16 protein-coding genes are annotated in these 20,372 nt (G+C 67.2%); 4 read left to right on the top strand and 12 right to left on the bottom strand.

The window, feature by feature from the left end; translation table 11 throughout:
• Positions 1-542: 542 nt before the first annotated feature.
• Positions 543-3,173 carry a protease pro-enzyme activation domain-containing protein gene (locus AB4083_RS12380; RefSeq protein WP_441608113.1) on the top strand — a complete coding sequence of 877 codons (2,631 nt, stop codon included), beginning with the start codon at positions 543-545 and terminating at the stop codon, positions 3,171-3,173.
• Positions 3,174-3,393: 220 nt separating this feature from the next.
• Here AB4083_RS12380 and AB4083_RS12375 read toward each other — a convergent pair whose 3' ends face one another.
• The 4 genes from AB4083_RS12375 to wrbA all read right to left on the bottom strand — a co-directional run bounded on the left by AB4083_RS12375 (position 3,394) and on the right by wrbA (position 6,614).
• On the bottom strand, positions 3,394-3,885 hold the full coding sequence (locus AB4083_RS12375) for an asparaginase domain-containing protein (protein ID WP_441608112.1): 492 nt from the start codon (positions 3,883-3,885) through the stop codon (positions 3,394-3,396).
• Between the two features lie 66 nt (positions 3,886-3,951).
• Positions 3,952-5,592, bottom strand: a complete 1,641-nt coding sequence (locus AB4083_RS12370) for an acyl-CoA dehydrogenase family protein (RefSeq protein WP_441608111.1) — start codon at positions 5,590-5,592, stop codon at positions 3,952-3,954.
• Positions 5,593-5,661: 69 nt separating this feature from the next.
• Entirely contained in the window at positions 5,662-6,012 is a 351-nt protein-coding gene (locus tag AB4083_RS12365) for a DUF2069 domain-containing protein (RefSeq protein WP_441608110.1), read from the bottom strand.
• A complete protein-coding gene (gene wrbA, locus AB4083_RS12360; RefSeq protein WP_441608109.1) occupies positions 6,009-6,614 on the bottom strand; it encodes an NAD(P)H:quinone oxidoreductase in 606 nt (201 codons plus the stop codon). Before wrbA ends, AB4083_RS12365 begins: the two co-directional genes overlap by 4 nt.
• Positions 6,615-6,729: 115 nt before the next feature.
• On the opposite strand from wrbA, the gene AB4083_RS12355 reads away from it, so the two are divergent.
• The 3 genes from AB4083_RS12355 to AB4083_RS12345 are packed head-to-tail and all read left to right on the top strand — an operon-like array spanning position 6,730 to position 8,748.
• On the top strand, positions 6,730-7,992 hold the full coding sequence (locus AB4083_RS12355) for a YihY family inner membrane protein (RefSeq protein ID WP_441608108.1): 1,263 nt from the start codon (positions 6,730-6,732) through the stop codon (positions 7,990-7,992).
• Positions 7,989-8,477, top strand: coding sequence for a TlpA family protein disulfide reductase (locus AB4083_RS12350; RefSeq protein ID WP_441608107.1), 489 nt, complete (start codon positions 7,989-7,991; stop codon positions 8,475-8,477). Before AB4083_RS12355 ends, AB4083_RS12350 begins: the two co-directional genes overlap by 4 nt.
• 4 nt (positions 8,478-8,481) lie before the next feature.
• The gene (locus AB4083_RS12345) at positions 8,482-8,748 is read left to right on the top strand and encodes an acylphosphatase (protein ID WP_441608106.1); all 267 of its coding nucleotides are present in this window, start codon (positions 8,482-8,484) and stop codon (positions 8,746-8,748) included.
• A gap of 13 nt (positions 8,749-8,761) precedes the next feature.
• Here the strand turns inward: AB4083_RS12345 and ppk2 are convergent, their stop codons facing one another.
• The 8 genes from ppk2 to AB4083_RS12305 all read right to left on the bottom strand — a co-directional run bounded on the left by ppk2 (position 8,762) and on the right by AB4083_RS12305 (position 20,322).
• Positions 8,762-9,562: a polyphosphate kinase 2 gene (ppk2, locus tag AB4083_RS12340; RefSeq protein WP_441608105.1), complete on the bottom strand. Its 801-nt coding sequence runs from the start codon at positions 9,560-9,562 to the stop codon at positions 8,762-8,764.
• 71 nt (positions 9,563-9,633) lie between these two features.
• The gene (locus tag AB4083_RS12335) at positions 9,634-11,751 is read right to left on the bottom strand and encodes an O-linked N-acetylglucosamine transferase, SPINDLY family protein (protein WP_441608104.1); all 2,118 of its coding nucleotides are present in this window, start codon (positions 11,749-11,751) and stop codon (positions 9,634-9,636) included.
• A 120-nt stretch (positions 11,752-11,871) separates the two neighbouring features.
• Complete coding sequence (locus tag AB4083_RS12330) at positions 11,872-12,879, bottom strand: cellulase family glycosylhydrolase (protein ID WP_441608103.1); 1,008 nt, start codon at positions 12,877-12,879, stop codon at positions 11,872-11,874.
• A complete protein-coding gene (locus AB4083_RS12325; protein ID WP_441608102.1) occupies positions 12,876-13,946 on the bottom strand; it encodes a hypothetical protein in 1,071 nt (356 codons plus the stop codon). The genes AB4083_RS12330 and AB4083_RS12325 overlap by 4 nt, the downstream gene beginning before the upstream one ends.
• Complete coding sequence (locus AB4083_RS12320; RefSeq protein WP_441608101.1) at positions 13,936-17,565, bottom strand: CDP-glycerol glycerophosphotransferase family protein; 3,630 nt, start codon at positions 17,563-17,565, stop codon at positions 13,936-13,938. Before AB4083_RS12320 ends, AB4083_RS12325 begins: the two co-directional genes overlap by 11 nt.
• 6 nt (positions 17,566-17,571) lie before the next feature.
• Entirely contained in the window at positions 17,572-18,006 is a 435-nt protein-coding gene (locus AB4083_RS12315; protein WP_441608100.1) for an adenylyltransferase/cytidyltransferase family protein, read from the bottom strand.
• Complete coding sequence (locus tag AB4083_RS12310) at positions 18,003-19,490, bottom strand: polysaccharide biosynthesis tyrosine autokinase (protein WP_441608099.1); 1,488 nt, start codon at positions 19,488-19,490, stop codon at positions 18,003-18,005. The genes AB4083_RS12315 and AB4083_RS12310 overlap by 4 nt, the downstream gene beginning before the upstream one ends.
• The gene (locus AB4083_RS12305) at positions 19,423-20,322 is read right to left on the bottom strand and encodes a sugar transferase (RefSeq protein ID WP_441608098.1); all 900 of its coding nucleotides are present in this window, start codon (positions 20,320-20,322) and stop codon (positions 19,423-19,425) included. The genes AB4083_RS12310 and AB4083_RS12305 overlap by 68 nt, the downstream gene beginning before the upstream one ends.
• Between the last annotated feature and the right edge of the window lie 50 nt (positions 20,323-20,372).

Raw genomic sequence — 20,372 nt, 5'->3', positions numbered from 1 at the left:
AACACCGGATAGTCGCGGCTGCAACCATTATTCAGCGTTCGTTTATCCATGGCGGAAGTCATGCTCGCGCCCGCTTCGTTTCAAACGCAAGAAATCGAGGCGGCCATGTCGTCATAGCGTGCAGGCATGACTGGTCGCCATCACGCGTGCGCGTGAAACGCGCTCGAGCAAGCGTCCCCCCGGCACCGCGCTTCGTAAAAAGTTGCTGACGCGAAAGTGTCGAAAACCACTCATTTCCAGCGGTTTCCACGCGCATTGACGAAATCGTGCGTCGCCCCTTAGCGTCAATGAATCCGTCGGCGGGGAGGTTGACGGGTGATGCATGAGCGTTTCCCCGGGGCTGGTGAGGCGCTCAACTGCAACGCAAAGAGTCAGGCACGGCTGGGTCAGGAACGACCAGGGGACAGACGGCCGGACGTACACAGGACCGCTGGGCAAACACATAACCAAAGGCGCCGCACCCAAGAGCGGCATTTCCATCATGGGGCCGTACGGCCGCATCGGGTCCGTTCGTGCCTGAAATAAGTCTGGGGAGTCACGGAATGAGCAGTCAGAAATACTCGTGGGGCATCACCAACAAGCTGTACCGCAAAGCTTTGCTGCCGGCCGCCGTCTCGATGGCGATGCTGGCTGGTTCGGCCCAGGCCGCCGACAGCTGGGTCACCACCAAGACCCATCCGGCGATCGAAAAGGCCGGCGCCGCCGTTGCCGCGCTGTCCACCGCCAGCACCGCCCCGCAGTGGACCATCCGCATGCGCGGCAATCCCACCGTGGACAACGCGCTGGTCACCCCGCTGGAGCAGAGCAAGCCGCTGCACGTCGCCGTCAGCCTGAAGCTGCGCAACGCCGACCAGCTGCAGCAGTTCCTGCATGAGCTGGCCACGCCGGGCAGCGCGCACTACGGCAAGTACCTGACGCCGGACCAGTTCAAGGCGGCCTATGCGCCGACCGAGCAGCAGGTCCAGGCGGTGGTGGCGCATCTGCGCGCTGCCGGTTTCAGCAACGTCACCGTGTCGCCGAACAACCTGCTGGTCGAGGCCGACGGCAATGCCGGCCACGTGCAGGCCGCATTCCGCACCACCATGAAGACCTTCCAGTTCCGCGGCCGCCAGCGCGTGGCCAACGACGGCGAAGTGCAGGTGCCGTCCTCGCTCGCCGATACCGTCGACGCGGTGCTGGGCCTGCAGGACGTCAGCGTCAAGCACACCATGCACCACGTGCTGAAGGAGCTGACCCCGGCCGAGATCCACCCGAACGCGACCAGCGCCACCGTCGCCAGCCACAACCCGAAGGACTTCCCGGCGATCTATGACGTCGGCACCGTCCCGGCGGCGACCAACACCACGGTCGGCATCGTCACCTGGGGTGCCACCACCACCACCATCAACGACCTCAACACCTTCACCACCAACGCCGGCCTGCCGACCACCACCACGCAGACGGTGAAAGTGGGCACCGCCGCGCTGTGGGACGACACCGACGGCGACGGCGAGTGGAACCTGGACAGCCAGACCATCGTCGGCACCACCGGCGGCGTGCAGAAGCTGATCTTCTACACGGCGGCCAACGGCACCAACAACGCCTCGCTGACCGACGCCGGCATCACCGCGGCCTACAACAAGGCCGTGACCGACAACGTGGCCAAGGTGGTCAACGTGTCGCTGGGCGAAGACGAGACCGCCGCGCACAACGCCGGCACCCAGCAGGCCGACGACAACGTGTTCCAGCAGGCCGTCGCGCAGGGCCAGACCTTCTCGATCTCCTCCGGCGACGAAGGTGTGTACGAGTCGCAGGGCGGCGTGCTGACCAATGCCTCCGGCACCGTCACGGCCGACCTCACCGCCTACTCGGTGAGCGAGCCAGCGGCGTCGCCGTACGTGGTCGCGGTGGGCGGCACCACGCTGTCGACCAACGGCACCACCTGGGCTGGCGAGACGGTGTGGAACGAAGGCCTGGCCGCGGTCAGCTCGACCGACACGCGCAAGCGCCTGTGGGCCACCGGCGGCGGCGTCAGCTCGTTCGAGACGGCACCGACCTGGCAGACCACCGCCCTGGGTTCCTCGGTGACCAAGCGCGTACTGCCCGACGTGGCGTTCGACGCGGCGCAGTCCAGCGGCGCGCAGATCGTCTACCAGGGCAGCGTGTACGCCATCGGCGGCACCAGCCTGGCTTCGCCGATCTTCGTCGGCGTGTGGGCGCGCCTGCAGTCGAACAACAACAATGCGCTGCCGTTCCCGACCTCGAAGTTCTACGGCGACTTCCCGAACCACCCCGAGCTGCTGCACGACGTGACCTCGGGCAACAACGGCTACAGCGGCCACGGCTACAACGCCGCGGCGGGCTGGGACTACACCACCGGCTTCGGCAGCCTGGACATCTCCAAGGTCAATGCCTTCGCGGCGGCGAACTGGGTCTCCGGCGGCGGTACCACCGGCGGCACGCCCACGGCCAACTTCAGCTTCACCACCAGCGGCCTGGTCGCCAACTTCACCGACAGCTCCACCGATAGCGGCGGCACCATTTCGGCGCACTCGTGGACCTTCGGCGACGGCGGCACCTCCACCGCGACCAGCCCCAGCCACACCTATGCGGCGGCCGGCACCTACACCGTCACCGAGACGGTGACCGACAGCGTCAACGGGCATACCAGCTCGAAGAACTCGTCGGTGACCGTGTCCGGCGGCGGCGGCGGTTCCAGCCAGCTGATCGTCAACCCGGGCTTTGAGACCGGCACGGCCACGCCGTGGTCGATCAGCTCCGGCGCGCTGTGCAGCAACAGCAGCTGCAGCGGCGAAACCGCGCATGGCGGCACCTGGTTCACCTGGCTGGACGGCTATGGCAGCAGCCATACCGACACCGTCTCGCAGAGCGTGACGATCCCCAGCGGCAAGACCTCGGCCTCGCTGACGTTCTACCTGCACGTCGACACGGCCGAGACCACCACCTCGACCGCGTACGACAAGCTCAACGTGCAGGTGCTCAACAGCAGCGGCACCGTGCTGGCGACGCTGGCCACGTACTCGAACCTCAACAAGGCTTCGGGTTATGCGCTGAAGACGCTCAGCCTCAACAGCTACATCGGCCAGACCGTGACCCTCAAGTTCACGGGCACCGAAGACAGCTCGCTGCAGACCTCGTTCGTGCTGGACGACGTCAACGTCAACGTGCAGTGAGAAATGAAACGGGCCCGGTCATCGACCGGGCCCGTTGCTTTCCATGTAGGTTGGGGTGAGCCGGAGGCGAACCCCAACAGACGTACGATGGTCGCGATGTTGGGGTTACTGGCTGCATCAGCAGCCAGCCCTTTGGGCCATCCGCTACGCGGATGTTCGCTACGGCATCCTGCCTTCGCAGTCGCCTTCGGCTCCCCCCAACCTGCGCCAACGTTTTTCTTCAGCCCGCCGATTCCTCGAAGCGGTTGGCGTCGCGATTCTTGCGCACCTTGGTCGGGTCCCAGATGCGCCCGTTCATGGCGATGTACACGCCGTCCGGCAGCGTCTGCACCGCGCCCACCGCGCAGCCGATATTGAACACCGCGTCCGAACCCTGGAAGCGCGCCGGATTGAGCGCGCCGGTCAGCACGATCACCTTGCCCTTGAGGCTGGCCAGTTCGCGCGCGGTCTCCACCATCGTGTCGGTGCCGTGGGTCACCAGCACGTGGCGATGCGGCTGCGCCTCGATGGCGGCGCGCACCAGCGCGCGGTCTTCGGCACCCATGTGCAGGCTGTCCTTGCGCAGGATCGGGATCACGTCGAACTGGAAGGCGACCCCGAGCTGGCCGAGGATCTCGCCGATCTGCGGCGCGCCGATCTTGTAGTCCGACTTGTCGTCGAAGTAGATCTTGTCGATGGTGCCGCCGGTGGTGACGATGGTCAGGTGCTGCATGGGGAAGGGCCGTGGTGGAGGAAAGGCACTAGTGTAGGTTGGGGTGAGCCGCAGGCGAACCCCAACCTACGCCAGCAGCGCCGTATCCGCCGCATCCAACGTATCCAGCCGGTCCAGCCCATGCCCGACGAAGCGCCGCAGCGCCGCGCCCGGGCGCAGGTCGCCGCGCTGGCGCTTGGCCCAGGCCGCCTGCCGCGCCAGCAGCGCCGCGGCCGCGCAGCGGGCCAGGGTGAAGGCCAGGCCGCGCGCGCCGGCTTCCAGCGCGTCGCGTTGCCCGCCGTGCGTATCCAGCCAGCGCATCGCCGCATCCAGGGTGTGCTGGATGGCGCTGGCCGCGTGCATGTCGTCGCTGTCGGCCAGCCACTGCACGATGCATTCGCGCAGGGCGCCCGGCGCCTTGCCGGCCAGGGCGCGCAGCGCGTCCAGCGAAAGGACATTGGTGGTGCCTTCCCAGATCGCATAGACCTGCGCATCGCGCAGCAGCTGGGGCAGGCCGGTGTCCTCGATATAGCCGGCGCCGCCGAAGCATTCCAGCGCCTCGGAACAGATGCGGATCGCCAGCTTGCCGGTCCACAGCTTGGCCAGCGGGGTGAGCAGGCGCAGCAGCGCGGCTTCCTGCGGCGTGGCGGCGTGGTGTTCGGCGCGGCCGAGCAGATGCGCCACTTCGAAGCTGAGCGCGAAGGCGGCTTCGAATTCCGCCTGCATGCCGGCCAGTGTCTGCGCGTGCAGCGGCTGCTCGGCCAGCGTGCGCCCGAAAGCCTGGCGGCGGCGCGCGTAGTCGCGTGCCAGCTGCAGGGCGCGCGCCATGCTGGCGACGGCGCAGATCGCGTTCCAGCTGCGCGTGACGTTGAGCATCGGCGCCACCTGGCGCACGCCGTGTTCGAGCTCGCCCACCGGCCAGGCAGGCAGGCCGTCCAGATGGATCTCGGCGGTGGGCAGTTCGTGGGTGCCGAGCTTGTCCTTCAGGCGGTCGATGACCAGCTCGGGCTTGCGCTGGCCGTCGTCCATCGTCTCCACGTAGAACAGCGCCAGCGCCCCCGGGCCGACGCCGGCGCCTTCGGGGCGGGCCAATGCCAGCGCGGCTTCGCCGACCACGGCGGAGCTGAACCACTTGCGCCCGTGCAAACGCCATTGGCCGTCGGCGTCGCGGCGCGCGACGGTCTCGGTGTTGCCGACGTCGGAACCGCCGGCGTTCTCGGTCATCCACTGGCCGCTGAGCCAGAACTGCGCCGGATCGCGGCTGAGGAAATGCGGCAGCGCGCGCTCGATCAGCGCCGCATTGCCGGAGGCCTTCAGCGCGGTGGCGGCGCCGTCGGTCATGGCCAGCGGGCAGGTATAGAACTCGCTGGCGAGGTGATAGAGATAGACCCGCGCGAATTCCTCCACGCGTGCTTCCGGATGCGCTTCGTGCCCCGCGGCGAGCACCGCGTGGCGGGTGGTCAGCAGCGGACCTTCCTGCCAGGCGGGGGTCAGTTCGATGCGGTCGACGCGGCGGCCCCAGGCATCCCACTGGGTAAGCACCGGCTTGCGCCGCGTGCTGCTGCAGACGCGGCGCCAGGCCAGGCGCGCGTAGTCGCCCAGGGCGTCGAGGTCGGATTCGATGGCGGCGCGGCGATCCGCCGGCAGCACGCGGTCGAGCAGGTCGACCAGCAGGCGGTCGTCGCGGTACGGATGCGCCAGCTGCGGCGCTTCTTGCAGGAATCCCATGCGGCCCTCCCTGGGCTGAGAACGCCCCGGGAGTATAGGCCGCTGGGTGTTCGGCCTCCGTGGAGCCGGTCAGCGTGCGGGTTTGCGCTGCACGCCGGCGCCCAGGGCGCCGATCAGCAGCAAGGTCAGCACGATCTCCACCAGCGCCAGCCAGCGCTCGCTGGACGAGCTCCAGCCCTCGGCGATGCCGTGGCAGAAATAGAACAGCGCCAGGATGCCGACCCACAGCAGCGCGCGGCGCACGTCGCGGCGCAGCGCGAACAGCGGCAGCAGCAGCGGCAGCACGGTGATCAGCAGCACCAGCCACACCGGTATCAGCTGCGCCGGAAACAGCCAGCCGTGCCAGGCGAACTGCAGCAGCACCAGCGCGGCCCAGGCGGCGAGGCCGATGCGATACGCGCGGGGAATCGCCGCGCTCACGTGCCGCTGTCCGCCAGCCGGCGCGCCACGTCGGCGAGCCGACGCCCCAGCGCGCGCGCCAGTTCGCGCTCGTGCTCGCTGATCGCGTTGTCGCCCTGCGGACCGGACACATGGCTGGCGCCGTACGGCGTGCCGCCGCTGTGCGTGGCGGTGAGCGCGGGCTCCGTATACGGCACGCCGACCAGCAACATGCCATGGTGCAGCAGCGGCAAAGCCATGCTGAGCAGGGTCGATTCCTGCCCGCCGTGCATGGTGCTGGTGGAGGTGAATACCGCGGCGGGCTTGCCGGCGAGTGCGCCGCTGGCCCACTCCGCGCCGGTGTTGTCGAGGAAGTACTTCAGCGGCGCGGCCATGTTGCCAAAGCGCGTGGGGCTGCCCAGCGCAAGGCCGGCGCAGTCGAGCAGGTCCTGGCGGGTGGCGTAGGGCGCACCTTCTTCCGGTTCCGGCGGCTGCGCGGTTTCGGTCACCGGCGCCACCGGCGGCACCTGGCGCAGGCGCGCCTGCATGCCGGGGACTTCCTCCACGCCGCGCGCGAGCAGCCGTGCCAGCCGTGCGGTATGGCCGGTGCGGCTGTAGTAGAGGACCAGGATGTCTCGGCTCATGCGCCTGCTCTCATATGCGACTGTGCTTGCGGATTAGGGCTTGCGGGTTGGGGCGTCAGCTTTCGATCGGTTAGTGTACCGTTCCATTCCGCTCATGCAGCCGACGAGGACCCGCATGGCCTGGCGCATCGACCGCGACCGCACCACCAGCTTCAGCCGCTTCCTGTGGCAGCGCTTTATCGACGACAAGTGCTTCGAGACCGCGGGCGCGCTCTCGTACACCACGCTGGTGTCGCTGGTGCCCCTGGTGGTGGCGGTGCTGGCGATGTTCTCGGCGTTTCCGGTGTTTGCCGAATGGCGCAATACGCTGATCAATTTCGTCTTCAACCTGGTACCGGCCGCGGCCGAGACGGTGAAGAGCGCACTGCTGGCCTTTGCCGACAACGCCAGCAAGCTCACCGGCATCAGCGTGATCGTGATGCTGTTCAGCGCGGTGTCGATGATGGTCAGCATCGAGGACCGCCTCAACCGCATCTGGCGCGTGCACCGTCCGCGCGCCTGGGGTTCGCGCCTGCTGCTGTACTGGGCCGCGCTGACCCTGGGGCCGATCCTGGTGGTCGGCGGGCTGGCCGCCAGTTCGTACGTGACCGCGCTGCCGCTGATCAAGAGCGCGGCCAGCTTCAACTTCGGCACCTACCTGCTGAGCGCGCTGCCGTTCGTGGTCACCTTCATCACGCTGTGGCTGCTCTACGTGGTGGTGCCGAACCGGCGCGTTTCATTGCGCCATGCGGCGATCGGCGCGCTGCTCGGCGCGGTGCTGTTCGAGCTGGCGCGCTGGGGCTTCGCGCTGTTCGTACACCACGCACAGACCTACCAGCAGATCTACGGCGCGGCGCTGGCGGCGCTGCCGATCTTCCTGCTGTGGATCTACCTGTCCTGGATCATCGTGATCCTCGGCGCCTCGATCGCCGCCTCGATCTCGGCCTACGAATACCAGGTGCCGTCCGAATGCCTGCCGGAGGGCTCGGAATTCCTCGGCCTGATGGTGGTGCTGCGCCACTTCATCGACGCGCAGCGCAAGGGCTATAGCGTGGATCCGGCGATCGTGCGGCTGGAAGAGCCGTACCTGCGCAGCGGTTCGATCGCCGCCTTCTTCGAAGATCTGCAGCGCGCCGACCTGATCCAGCGCAGCGAAGCCGGCGGCTGGCTGCTCAGCCGCAGCCTCGACGCCACCGACCTGCTGCGCGTCTACCAGTTTGCGGGGTATCGTCTGCCGCTGGACCCGGCCGGCGAGGCGCAATCGCTCGGCATCAAGCTGCCGGACGAGTTGCTGCAGTTGCTGTGCTCCACCGCCAAGATGCTGCGGGAGCAGCTGGACGCCAAGCTCGATCAGGTTTTCCCCGCTACGCAAGAAACTTCGAAGGACGTGGTCGCATGAACCGTTTCACCACTCTTGTGCTTGCTGCCGCCCTGTTTGCTGGTACGCCTGCCGCGCAGGCCGCCATGCCGGCGCAGCCCACGCTGAAGATCAACACGCTCGACGGCAAGCCCTACGACCTGGCGCAGCAGCGTGGCAAGTACGTGATCGTCAACTACTGGGCCACCTGGTGCGTGCCGTGCATCAAGGAGATGCCGGACATCTCGCGCTTCGTCGCGGCGCACCAGGACAAGGTGGCCGCGATCGGCCTCGCCTACGAGGACACCGACAAGGCCGATATCCAGGCCTTCCTGACCAAGCATCCGGTGAGCTACCCGATCGCCCAGGTCACCCTGGACCAGCCGCCGAAGGATTTCGACGAGCCGCGCGGCCTGCCCACCACCTGGCTGATCGCGCCGGACGGCAAGGTAGCCAAGCGCTTCGTCGGCCCGGTCACCGAGGCTTCGCTGGGCGAAGCGATCGGTTTGCCCAAGCCGGGCAAGTAAGACGATGGCCGCCGCCTTGTTCCGGGTCAGCGGCAGGGTGCAGGGCGTGTGCTTTCGCGCCTGCACCCGCGAGCAGGCTTTGGCGCGCGGGCTCACCGGCTATGCGAGGAACCTGCGCGATGGCGGGGTCGAGGTGCTGGCCTGCGGCAACCTCGTCGCCATCGACGCGCTGGAGCAATGGCTGCGCAAGGGGCCGCCGCCGGCGCGCGTGGATGAGCTGGTGCGCAGCGAATGGAGCGGCGAAGAGCCGGAAGATTTCCGCACGGGCTGAGCGCCCGTGCGCTTCATTCGTCGCAAAAAGTATCGGGCACCCACTGCGCCTTGTCGGTAACGTGTTCGCGCCGCGGCTTGCCCTTGAGCTTGGGCAGTTTCACTTCCGGAATAGCGGTTTCCTTGCGCGGAATGTGTTCCAGCAGATGGCGGATCAGGTTGGCGCGGCCGTGCTTCTGCTCGTTGAAATCGACCACGAACCAGGGCGCGTAGGGACGGTTGGTGCGCTCGATCATCTGGTCGCGCAGGCGGCCGATCTCGGCGTACTTCTCGCGCGAAGCCAGGTCCACCGGTGACAGCTTCCAGCGCTTGAGCGGATCGTCGGCGCGATCGGCGAAGCGTTCTTCCTGCTTCTTCTGGTCCACAGCCAGCCAGTACTTGATCAGGATGATGCCGTCGTCGGCGAGCAGCTTCTCGAAGTGCGGCACGGCGTGCAGGAAGTCTTCGCGCTGCTGCTCGGTGCAGAACCCCATCGCCGGCTCCACCACCGCGCGGTTGTACCAGCTGCGATCGAACAGCACGAGTTCGCCGGCCGCAGGCAGGTGGGCGACGTAGCGCTGGAAATACCACTGCGCGGCTTCGGTCTCGGTCGGTTTGCCCAGCGCGGCGATGCGGTAGCCGCGCGTATCCATCGACTGGGTGATGGCCTTGATGGTGCCGCCCTTGCCGGCCGCGTCGCGCCCTTCGAACAGCACCACCACGCGATGGCCGGTGCGCTTGAGCCAGCGCTGCAGGCCGGTCAGCTCGATCTGCAGGTCATCCATGGTCTTCGCATAGCGCTTGCCTGACTTGCCGCCCTTGTCCGCCTTGCCCATGTCGCTCTCCTGTCGCTCGCGTCAGGCGCTGACGCTACTGGATTCCGGCCTGCGCCGGAATGACGGGCAGGTCAAAGGTCCAGATCGATCGGCGGCCGCCCGATGCGATGCCGCGCGCCCATCGCGTGGATCGCGCGGCGCAGGTCGTTGGCGAAGCCCGCCGTATCGAATACCGGATTGCGTGCGCGCGTTTCGTGCAGATGGTGGCGCAGGGTGTCCAGCGCGGCGCGGTCCTTGCCCAGGTGCACGGCCATGGAGACGAACGAATCCTCGTCGTCCGCCACCAGTTCGGGCAGGCCGGCGTGGAACAGCAGGCTGGCGCCCTGGCGGCCGGCGAGGGTGCGGCCGATCCAGCTCAGCACCGGACAGCCGGCCCACAGCGCATCGGCCGCGGTGGACTGCGCGTTGCAGGGCAGGGTGTCCAGGAACAGGTCGGCGTGGGCCAGCCGTGCCAGATACTGGGCATGCGGCAGGCGCGGCATGAAGACCAGGCGCGCGGGGTCCACCTCCATCAACTCGGCGGCCTGGAGCAGGCGCTGATCGCTGCCATCGTTGCCGGACAGCAGCCACAGCACGCTGTCCGGCACCTGCTGCAGGATCAGCATGAAGCGCGCGAAGCTGGCCGGGTTGAGCTTGTGGTGGCCGTTGAAGCTGGCGAACACGGTGCCGGCCGCGGGCAGGCCGCAGTCGGCGCGCGAGGGTGGGTGGTCGATCGGCGTGCTGTCGATCGGCGTGCTGTTGTCGAACGGCAGCGCGCAGCGCGATAGCCGCACGATCTTTTCGCTGAAGCCTTCGCGCAGCGGCGCGGGCAGGGCCACGGCGTCGGCCAGCAGGTAGTCGGTCCAGTCCGCGCCGGCGGTGGCCGGATAGGCCAGCCAGTTGACCTGCACCGGGGCGGGACGGAATTCGAACAGATCGCTGTTGGCGCCGCCGCCGTAGCTGCGCAGATCGAACAGCACCTCGATGCCGGCGGCGTGGACGCGGCGCGCCACGTCCATCGGCGCGAGCCCGGCGACGTCGTGCACGGTGGTGCTGGCGGCCAGCCGCTGCCGGATCGGGCCGCCGTCGTCCGGCACCAGGCAGAACACGTGGACCTGCAGGCGTTCGTCGCCCAGCTGCTCCAGCACGCCGGTCAGCAGCTGGCCGATCGGCCGCTCGCCGAAACCGTTGGAGACGAAGCCCACGCGCAGCGGGTCGATGGCGGTGCGCTGGGTGGGCGCGAAGGCGAGCACGCTGCGCCACGGCGCGGCGGCCTTCTCCACGCCCGCGGAGAAAGTGGCGGCGCAGCGGCGCTGCTCGGCGACGCTGCCGTCTTCGGCGAGGAAGGCGAACGGCATGACGCCGTCGCGCCCTTCGGCGACCGCGCGGTGCAGGCGTTCGCTCAGTTCTTCCAGGCCGCGCCAATCGCACAGGCGGCGCTTGGCGAACACCAGCATGGCCAGCGCGGCGCCGGAGGCGGCGTCCAGGCGCAGCGCGCGCTCGAACGCTTCGGCGGCGGCCGGCAGCTTGCCGGCATCATCCAGCAGCAGGCCGGCATGGAAGGGATACAGCGGCTGCTCCGGCGCGCGGCGTTCCGCCTGCAGCCAGGCCTCGGCGGCCTCGTCGACGCGGCCCATGGCATGCAGCACGCGGGCGCGCATGGCGTAGGCGCCGTCGTAGTCGGGTGCCAGCTGCAGGCCTTCGTCGGTGTGCTGCACCGCTTGTTCCAGATTGCCCAGTTCCAGCTCCGCCGCGGCGAGATTGAGGCGCAGGCCGGCATGCTGGGGCGCGCCGTGCGTGGCCATCGCATACGACTCGCGAGCCTGCGCATAGCGCCCAGCGGCCATCAGCGCATTGCCCAGCGCCAGCAGGATCGCAGGGTGCCCGGGTTGCTGGCGCAGCGCGGTGCGCAGGCGTGCGATGGCGCCGTCCGCATCGCCTTCTTCCAGTTGCAGGCCGGCCAGGTTGCACTGCACTTCGACGCTGTCGGGCGCCAGTTCGGCGGCCACTTCCAGTGCGGCCCGCGCTTCGGCCAGCCGGCCGAGCTGGAGCAGGGCCAGGCCGTGCAGGCGGGCGAGCTCTATGTCCTGTGGCGATTCGGTGCGCGCACGCGCGGCGAGCGCTTCCGCGCCGGCCGCATCAGCGCGGTCGAGCAGACGGGCCAGCTGGTGATGGAGGGCGAGGAGTTCGGATCGTGAAGCCTGCTTCATCCGCGCACGCTAACCCACGCTGCGGGCACTGCCAACCACGGGGTGTGTGACAGTGTAAGCAGGCTCAGTGCAGGCCTTGGGGCGCCTCCTGTCTTGCTCGAATCCCTGCGGAAGCTTTGATCACGGTGTGCCACGCCTGCCGCAGCAGGCCCGGAGGGCGCGCAGGGCCGGAAGCGGGCGATGCTGTCGGTCGAACAGGCCGAAGTGGTGCTCCGGATCGTCCGGCGAATCGCCATCGTTGACCAGGTCGTACCACCAGACGCCGGCGACGTGCGGATCGCGCCGCGCTAATCGCATGAAGCGTTCGAGGTAGTCGGCGACCTGATCCGGCGTGTAGCCGCCGGTGAGCGATGGCCAGCCGATCTCCGTGACGTACATGGTCACCGCGCGTCCCCGCCGCTTGCTCAAGCGTGTCTGGATGTCCTGCACCCAGGCCATGGCGGCTTCCGGCGTATGAGCGAACAGCGGGCGGCCATAGTTGTAGGGATGGATGCTGACGCCGTCGACGATATCGAGGGCGCCGCTGCGGCCGAACGCATCGAACCATGCCGTGTCGTTGTTGGTCGCGCCGCCGGCGATGATCCTGGCCTGGGGATCCACGGCGCGGATGGCGTCGGCGGCGACACGGAGCAGTCTGGCGTAGTCATCCACGCTGCCGATGGCGCGGGGGGTCGCGGTGGAGCCGGTGCCGATGTTCCATTCGTTCCAGATCTCGTAGTAGCGCACCTTGCCTTTCAGCCTGGTTGCCAGCCAGCGCGCATAGGCCGCGAATCCTTCCCGTGCCTCGTGCGTGGTGACCAGGCCGCCGGCTTGGTAAAGCGGATTGCCGTAGCCGACGATCACCATTGGCCGCAAGCCGCGCGCTGGAGCAGCGTCGGCGGCATGCATGAGCGCTTCGAACTGCAAGGGGATGGTGTAGACGCCGCGCCGCCGCTCTACCGCGGCCCAGTTGATGCCGTCGCGCCACGAGGTGACGCGGGCTTCCGTCAACATCCGATCGACCTCTTCCGGAGCGAGGCCTAGATGCCAGCGGTGCGTGCCGACGCCGATCTCCATCGGCTCAGCCGCATGGACACAGGACAAAGCGCTCCACAGCAGCCACCGGCCGATGGCGCCCAGCCGTTTCATGCGGCCTTGTCCCGGTGCCACTCGAACCGAACCACCAGCATGAGCATGAACAGCAGGATGCCGACTTTGTGCCTGAAGTAAGAGCCGAAATCCGGCTCGAACAGCGCCGCGACCATGCTGAAGCTGAGTACGGCGCTGGCCGCTAGCGCCTGCATGGAAGAGCACGGATGTCGCCAGACGCGCCACAGTCGCGCGGTCAGCAGGATCTGCAGCGCGATGAAGGGGGCATAGGCGGGCGATACGAGCAGCAGGTTGAGCGGCAGCAGGAGCATGCCGAAGGTCAGGGTACGGTTGGCGACAAAGCCCAGTGCTTGGCCGTCATCGAAGTAGTACTCGATGCGGCTGGCCGAGACGCCTTCCAGATAGCCGGCGCGTCCTTGCGTGAGCAGGTCGAGCGGAAGCCGTTGATGGAACAGGATAAGCAGCAGCGCCATGGCCAGGCAGCCGGCGATCCACAGGCCACGATGACGCCACAACGCGAAGTTGTAGAGGAAAATCGCGGCATAGGCGAGGTAATAGACGCGAAAGTACAGCCCGCACAGCGCCATCGCAGCGGCATAGGCCAGCGCGCAGCCGCGTACGCCAAGCATGCCGCAGCGGTACAACCCCACCGCGGCGCACATGATGGCGAACGGTATCAGCTCCTTGGAGATGCAGAAGAAGAACGGCGAGAGCAGCGTGACGAAGACGAAGAACAGCGCCATGTTTCCGGCGTCCGCGCGCAGACGCCAGCGCAGGGCGAAGCTGGCGATGCCTGCCAGGAACATGACGCCGAAGACCATGTTGGCCAGCACCAGGTCGTCCGTATAGCCCAGGCCGTAGTCGTCGAGGCGCACGCCCAGCGCTGCCAGCATTCGCAGCAACGGATGCAGCAGATAGGCTGCCGCTCCATACGAGTTGCCGAACCATTCCAGTCGGGGCTGGGAGCGGATGATAGTCAGCCCATCGATAAAGAGCTTGTCGTGCCACACCAGAGGGAGCAGAGCCGACAGCGCTGCGCTCGCCAGGAAGCAGAACAGCAGCAGATTCAGGCGTGCGACCAGGCGATTCAGTTCATCAGCCGCCACGGGCGATCCTCGCGTAGAAGTCCGCGAAGCGCGGCATGGCCTGCTCGATGTCGAAACGGCGGACTCCGGTTTCCAGCGCCCTGCGCGATACGGCATTCCAGGCCGCCGGCGTGTCCAGCAGATGGCGAATGTGCGAAGCCATCGCAGCCGCATCGCCGAGCGGCACCAGAAAACCATTGCCGCCGTGTTCGATGATGTCGCGGATCCCATCGACATCGGTGCCTACCACGGGAATGCCCAGGCAGCAGGCCTCCGCCAGGACGTAGCCGAAGCTCTCGTAGGTCGAGGTAAGCACGACCACGGCGGCGTCGGCGATCCGCTCCACCAGCGCCTCGCGCGGCAGCCAGCCGGTGACTTCGAGATCCGCCGGGTCCAGGCCGGCCTCGCCGAGCATGGCGGCCAGGCGGATACGGTCGCCAGCGTAATGCCCGGCGCCGATCAGATGGCAGCTGGCGACGCGGTCCCGGCGCAGCAGGCGCACGACCTCGAGATACATGGGGATGTTTTTCTGATCGCTGATGCGGCTGACCATGAGGACATCCCGGCGGCCCGTACGCGTTTTGCGGCTAGCGGCGAGCGCCCGGACGTCCACCGCGTTGAGTACGTGATTGACGCGTCCCGGCGCGCAACCGACATCGTTCACGGCGCGACGATGTTCCGAGGGGGACGTGCCCAGCAGTTCGCTGCCCGACAGCCGGGCCAGCCAGCGTTCCGCCATCAGGTAGAGCCAGCGTCTCGGGCCGGTCTTGCCGAGGTAGTAGTACGCATGCGGGGTATAGACGACCCGGCAGGGCAGCCCCAGGCAAGCGAGGCGGCCGAGCAGGCCGGCCTTCGAGCTATGCAGATGCACCACCTCCGGCCGGCGGTTGCGCACGATGCGGCGCAAGTCCAGCAAGACGCGCAGATCGCCGACTGGAGCGATATTCCGTGTCATGGGGAGCTGATCGACCGGCATGCCCGCGGTTCCGGCGATCTGGCTCAGGTCGCACGGTTGGGGCAGTACGAAGCCGAGCCGCGTCCGTCGGGCATCGTTGTATTGAGCCAGCAGCCGCAGATAGGTCTCCACACCGCCGAGGCAGGCGCTGACATGCAGCACGTCGATGGGACCGGTGGCGCTGGCAGGCAGGCCGATGGAGCTAGCGATCTCACTAAGCACACGCATCGTGCTGCCGGTATCGGCGTGAGCGTGATAGCGCCGCTTCAAGCGCATCACCGAGCATCGCGCCGCAGCATGGGCGGCTTCGTCGCCTTTAAGCAGCGTATTCAACGCGGTGCTCAGGTTGTTCCAGTTTTCGTGCCAGCCATGGCCGGTGAAATCGGCGTAGTCCTCATAGAGCCCGCGCGTCTGCTGGTACGTCGCCAGATCCGGCGCGAAGAACAGGACGGGCCGTTCGAGCAGGCAATAGTCCATGGCGATGGCGGAGTAGTCGGTGACCAGGATGTCGAACGCGCCCAGTACCTGGTTCACGTCGTGCAGCGCCTCCGCATCGAGGAAACGGATCCGGCTGGGCGGTTCGCTTGAGGCCGGAGCCCATGACGACCGAATGCCCCACGGATGCGTGCGCACCACCATCCAGGCATCGTGCGCAGCCAATGCGTGCTCCAGTCGCCGCAATTCCTCCGTATCGGGTGGGGTGGGGTCGGCGTCGCCATCGCGCCAGGTCGGTGCGAACAGGATCAGGCGGGAAGGCGGCGGCTCTATGGCGCGCAAAGCCCGCATCAGCCAGTGTCGTGCCGTTGTCCGCCGGATGGCTTCCGGTTCCTCCAGCAGCACATCGCAGCGCGGATCGCCGGTCAGGCGGATGGGGCCGTCGCCGTCGAAGCCCCAGGCGGAGCGCAGACGGCGGCTGACCACGGGCGAGGGCGAAGGCATCAGGCGTATGAAGCCGGCCGATCGCCTGAAGGCAGCACGCAGCAGGCGTTCACTCCAGCGCTCGATGCTGGAATGGCCGTCGCCTAGGCTGTGCACACGTTCAGCATCCAAGCCGATCCGCTTCAGCGGAGAGCCGTGCCATAGCTGCACCAGATAGGTGCCGGGCACGAACGGCCGGCACAGGTCGCCTAGCCCGTGGGTGACGACGCCGACACCGGCGCGCAAGGTCAGCCAGCGTGCTTTCCATGAGCTGGCGAAATGGACCTCCAGGCCAAGCGCCTCCGCCTCCGCGTATTGCCGGCGATCCTGCGCCAGCCACACCAGTCGCACAGCTGGATATTGTCTGCGCGCCTCCAGCAGCAGCCGCAGCGGCTCTTCGCCCACGCCGGTCTTGCGGCCGAAGACCCACAAGCGTGAATCCCGCGGCATGAGCCGCGCAAGCGAGCTGGCGATCGCATAGACAGGCAACCTCAGCAGCTTCGTTGCGTTGGCGCGCGCATAGGTGAACTTGTCGGTGGCCTGCCGTCGTCCGAAGGCGCGGATGAAGCCGACCAGCACCAGTACATGTGTCGCCACCATGCCCCACGCCGAAGCCGCCGCGCCTTGCCGGCCGAGCACGAACATGAGGACGAGACCCACGGGCATCAGCGCCTGGCCATAAACGAAAAGCAGGCGGCGCGGGTCGGCCTGGGCGCGCATCGCCACGCGATACACCGCGATGGCCACCCATATGGGCGGCAGCAGCGTGGCGACGCGCAGTGCCGCGACGAATCCGGCGTAGCTGTCGCCGTACACCAGCCGGATCAAGCCGTCGCTCAGCCCCGCTATGAGCAGGCTGCCCAGTGCTGACGCACCGAAAAACAGGAAGGCCAGCAGATGGATGCGCCGTCGCTGCGCTTCGCTCTCGCCGTTGCGATAGGTCGCCGCGAGCATCGGCAGCCACGCGGTACAGGCGCCGGCCAGCAGCGTGTTCATCGGTGCCACGAGATTGAGCACCGCGCGCAAGCCGCCGTTCTGCGCGGCATCGCCCCACAAGGGCATGACGAAGAGATAGCCATTGGCCACGATCCAGATCAGCGCGGCGGCGGGCAGCGCCCAGGCAGCGTAGCGGGCGATGGCGCGGAGGCTTTCCCGAAAGGCTCGCGCGAAGTGGCGATCGGGAGGCCTCACGGTCAGCCACAAGGGCAGCGACGCCACGCTTGCGCCGAAGCCCAGCGACCACATCGGTTGCCAGGCCTTGCCGCACAGCGCGTAGCCGATGGCCACGCTTGTCAGGGTGCCGCCGGCGTAGGTCAGCGTCGCTCCCAGTACTGGCCATGGGCGCGACTGGCGATAGTAGAAAGGCTTGATCGACCAGTAGCCCATGCTCGCCGCCAGGGCCAGCACAAAAGAAGGCGACCATGTCGCGCCGATGACCGGAACGAAGCATTGCGCCAATCCGAGCAGCAACAGGGCGCCAGCGGCCAGCAGGGCGGTGATCAGCAGAATCGGAAGTGCGCCATAGCGCCCCGCGTCCGGCAACACAATCGCGTCGATGCTGACTACTTCGGCGATCAGCGCCGAGTGCAACATGCTGAGCAGCACGATCAGAGAATAGGCGAACGCGAAGTCGCCGAGCGCGATGCTCCCGCCCAGCCTTGCGATGATGACGCCGAGCACGAAATGGGTGGTGGCCAGGACAGCCTGATCCACTGCGCCGATCACGGCCTGGGCGCCGTGGCGGCACTGGAAGAAACGGGGTTTCATGACAGGTCACCCGTGTCGGATGATTTCGATGATTTCCGTGGTGGAAATCGAGGGCGTGCGCTTCAGGTACCGCACGTCGCACAGATCGGCGCAATCGTTGAAGCGATCGAGCCAGTCGTCGCCCATGACCATCAGGTCGGCGCGATGCTCGCGGATATAGTCGCGTTTGCGTTCGAGCGCTTCTTCGATGAATACGCCATCGACGCAGCGCAGGCTGGCGACGATCCGCATCCTGTCTTGCTGGTCGTAGATCGGGCGGCGTCCTTTCTTGCAGAAGCTCAACGCATCCGAGGAAACACCGACGATCAGCGTCGCGCCGAGCTGGCGGGCTCGTTTCAGCAGGTGAAGATGCCCGACATGCAACACGTCGAACGTGCCGAAGGTAATGACGCGTCGATAGCCGGTGGCGTCACGGCACGGTTCAATGCGCGCGGGTATCATGGCGTCGAGTTCCCGGCGGCAGGCTGATTGTCATAGCCGTAGCGGTAGCCGCCGTAGGTCGAATTGCGCAGATCGGGCTGGACTCCGTTGAGGACGATACCTTGCAGGGACGCACCGGCGCGGTCCAGGCGCGCCTGCATTTCGTCGAGTTCGGCATCGTTCGTCACGCCGTAGCGCGCCACGGCGTAGACAAGACCGGCCTCGCGCCCCAGCAGTACGGTGTCGGCGATGGGAAGGACCGGCGCGGTGTCGATCAGCACGATGTCGTAGCTGTCGGCGGTGGCAGTGAGCCATTGCCGCAGACGAGGGCGGTGGAGCAGTTCGGTCGGATTGGCCGCGGTTGCGCCCGCGCCGATCACGTCCAGGCCGTCGATGCCGCTTTGCCGGATCATTGCCGTGGGAAGCACCAGGTCGCCGCGCAGCAGCTGGGTGAAACCGATCCGCCGATCGAGGTCGAACATGCCGGCCAGCGTGCCTCGGCGCAGGTCGCCGTCCAACAACAGGACACGCTTGCCCGCACGAGCAAGCAGGATGGCGAGGTTCGAAGAAACGAAGGATTTGCCGACACCTGCCGTGGCGCCCGTCAAGACCACGATGTTGTTGCGCGCCTCCAGCAACTTGAGTTGCAGCTCGATGGACAGGCCGCGGAGGCTTTCGATGACCGGGTCCTGTGCATGCGTGACAGCGAGTGGTCGCTCAAGCCATCTACTCCTGGCCCGAAAACCCAGCCGGCGCCTGGGCTGCTTGCGCAGCGGCACCAGGGACACGACCGGGATGCCGGTGCGGCGTTCTAGTTCGCGCGGGTCGGTGACCGGGCCGCGCCACAGCGCGCGCGCCAGCGCGGCCGCGATGCCCGCCACCAGGCCCAGCAGCAAGGATCCCAGTGCGACCAGAAGACGGCGCGGCCGGACCGGCCGTTCTTCCACATCCGCGGAGTCGACGACGTGTATGTTGCCGATCTTCCCCGCCTTTAACAGACGCAACTGCTGCGTGCTGTTGAGCATGGCTGTATAGAGTTCGGTGCCGACCCGCACCTCGCGGGTCAGGCGCACCAGGGCCTGCTCGCTATCCGGCAGCGTCTTCAGTTGCTTCTCGATGGCCTGCAACTCGCGCGCGAGACCGTTGATCTGGCTGTCGATGGCCTGGATGGCTTCGTGGCCAGGCTGCAGATCCTGCAGCCTGGCGCGGCGCTCCTGCTGCAGCAGGCTGATGCGCGTTTGCAGCGCCACCGCCTGACCGAGTTGCAGTTTCGCGCTTTCGTCCAGGTCGATTACGGTGTTCTTGTTGCGGAAGCTCAACAGGGCGTCTTCGGAAGTTTCCAGTTCCTGCTTGAGTGCGGGCAGCTGCTGCTGGAGGAAGTCCAGTGACTTCTGTGCCTGCTCCGCCTTCTGCGCGCTGTTGAGGCGCACGTATGCATCACCGAGGGCATTCAGGTACTGCGCGGTACGGGCTGGATCCGTATCGTCCAGCGTCACTGAGATCACGCCGGCGTCCTTGGCTTTGGATACGATGCCGATGCGCTCCTGGATGCCCGTTCGTGCCGGCGTGGGATCGCATGGAACGGAATTTCAGGATCGTGAACTCGCGGCCATCCAGGCCAAGGCGCCGCTGCTTGAACAGTGCAGGGCCGGGCGAGGAAATCTTGACTGCCAAGGCAAGCAAGGCCATCAGCGGCAGCAGCAGGGTCAATACGGTAAACGCGAAAACTCGGTCGAAGACCGGTTTGAGCCGGCGCATCGCACTACGCTTCGGCGACGCCACCAGATCGATGAAGGCGCAGTCGCCCAGCGTGGTGCCGTTGGGATTGAACAGCGGGATATCCTGCGCATCGATCAGCAGGCGCACATTGACGAAGTAGTGCTGCATTGCCTTGATGTAATCGCGCACAGCTTCATTGGCGGCGATGGGCAGGGCGAGCCACAGTTCGTCGAACTGCCGGGACGCCGCCAGTTCCTGCAAAGTCTTGAGGTCAGGAATGAGCGGAACATCGCGCAGCTCATGGCAGTGTTCGCGGCCTGCACCGATGCCGATCACCGCCGTCAGTCGATAGATCTTGAGCAGCTGTTGATGCTGGTCCGACCAGCGCGACAGGCGTGCGGGATCCCCTGCGATGACGACACGCCGCACCGGCTGGGAACGCGAACGCGAGCGCTTGAGCCTGTGTGGCAGCGTGGTCCCGGCCACGGCCAGCGAGGATGCGCCCAGGAGCAGCACGAGTTCTTTTGCGTAAGATGGCGCCGTGGCATATGCCGCGGGGGGCCACGTGATCGATTCGCTGGCAACAGCCAGCATCCAGAAAAGGGTTGATGGAAGCACGACGGGCGATCCTGTAGCGCGCAAGCTGAGGACACCGGAGTCCTCTTAGC

The organism is Dyella sp. 2RAB6 (genome assembly GCF_052115385.1).
GTDB lineage: Bacteria > Pseudomonadota > Gammaproteobacteria > Xanthomonadales > Rhodanobacteraceae > Dyella_D.
Note: the sequence above shows the minus strand (reverse complement) of the source record. Positions and strands in the feature narration are given on the sequence as shown.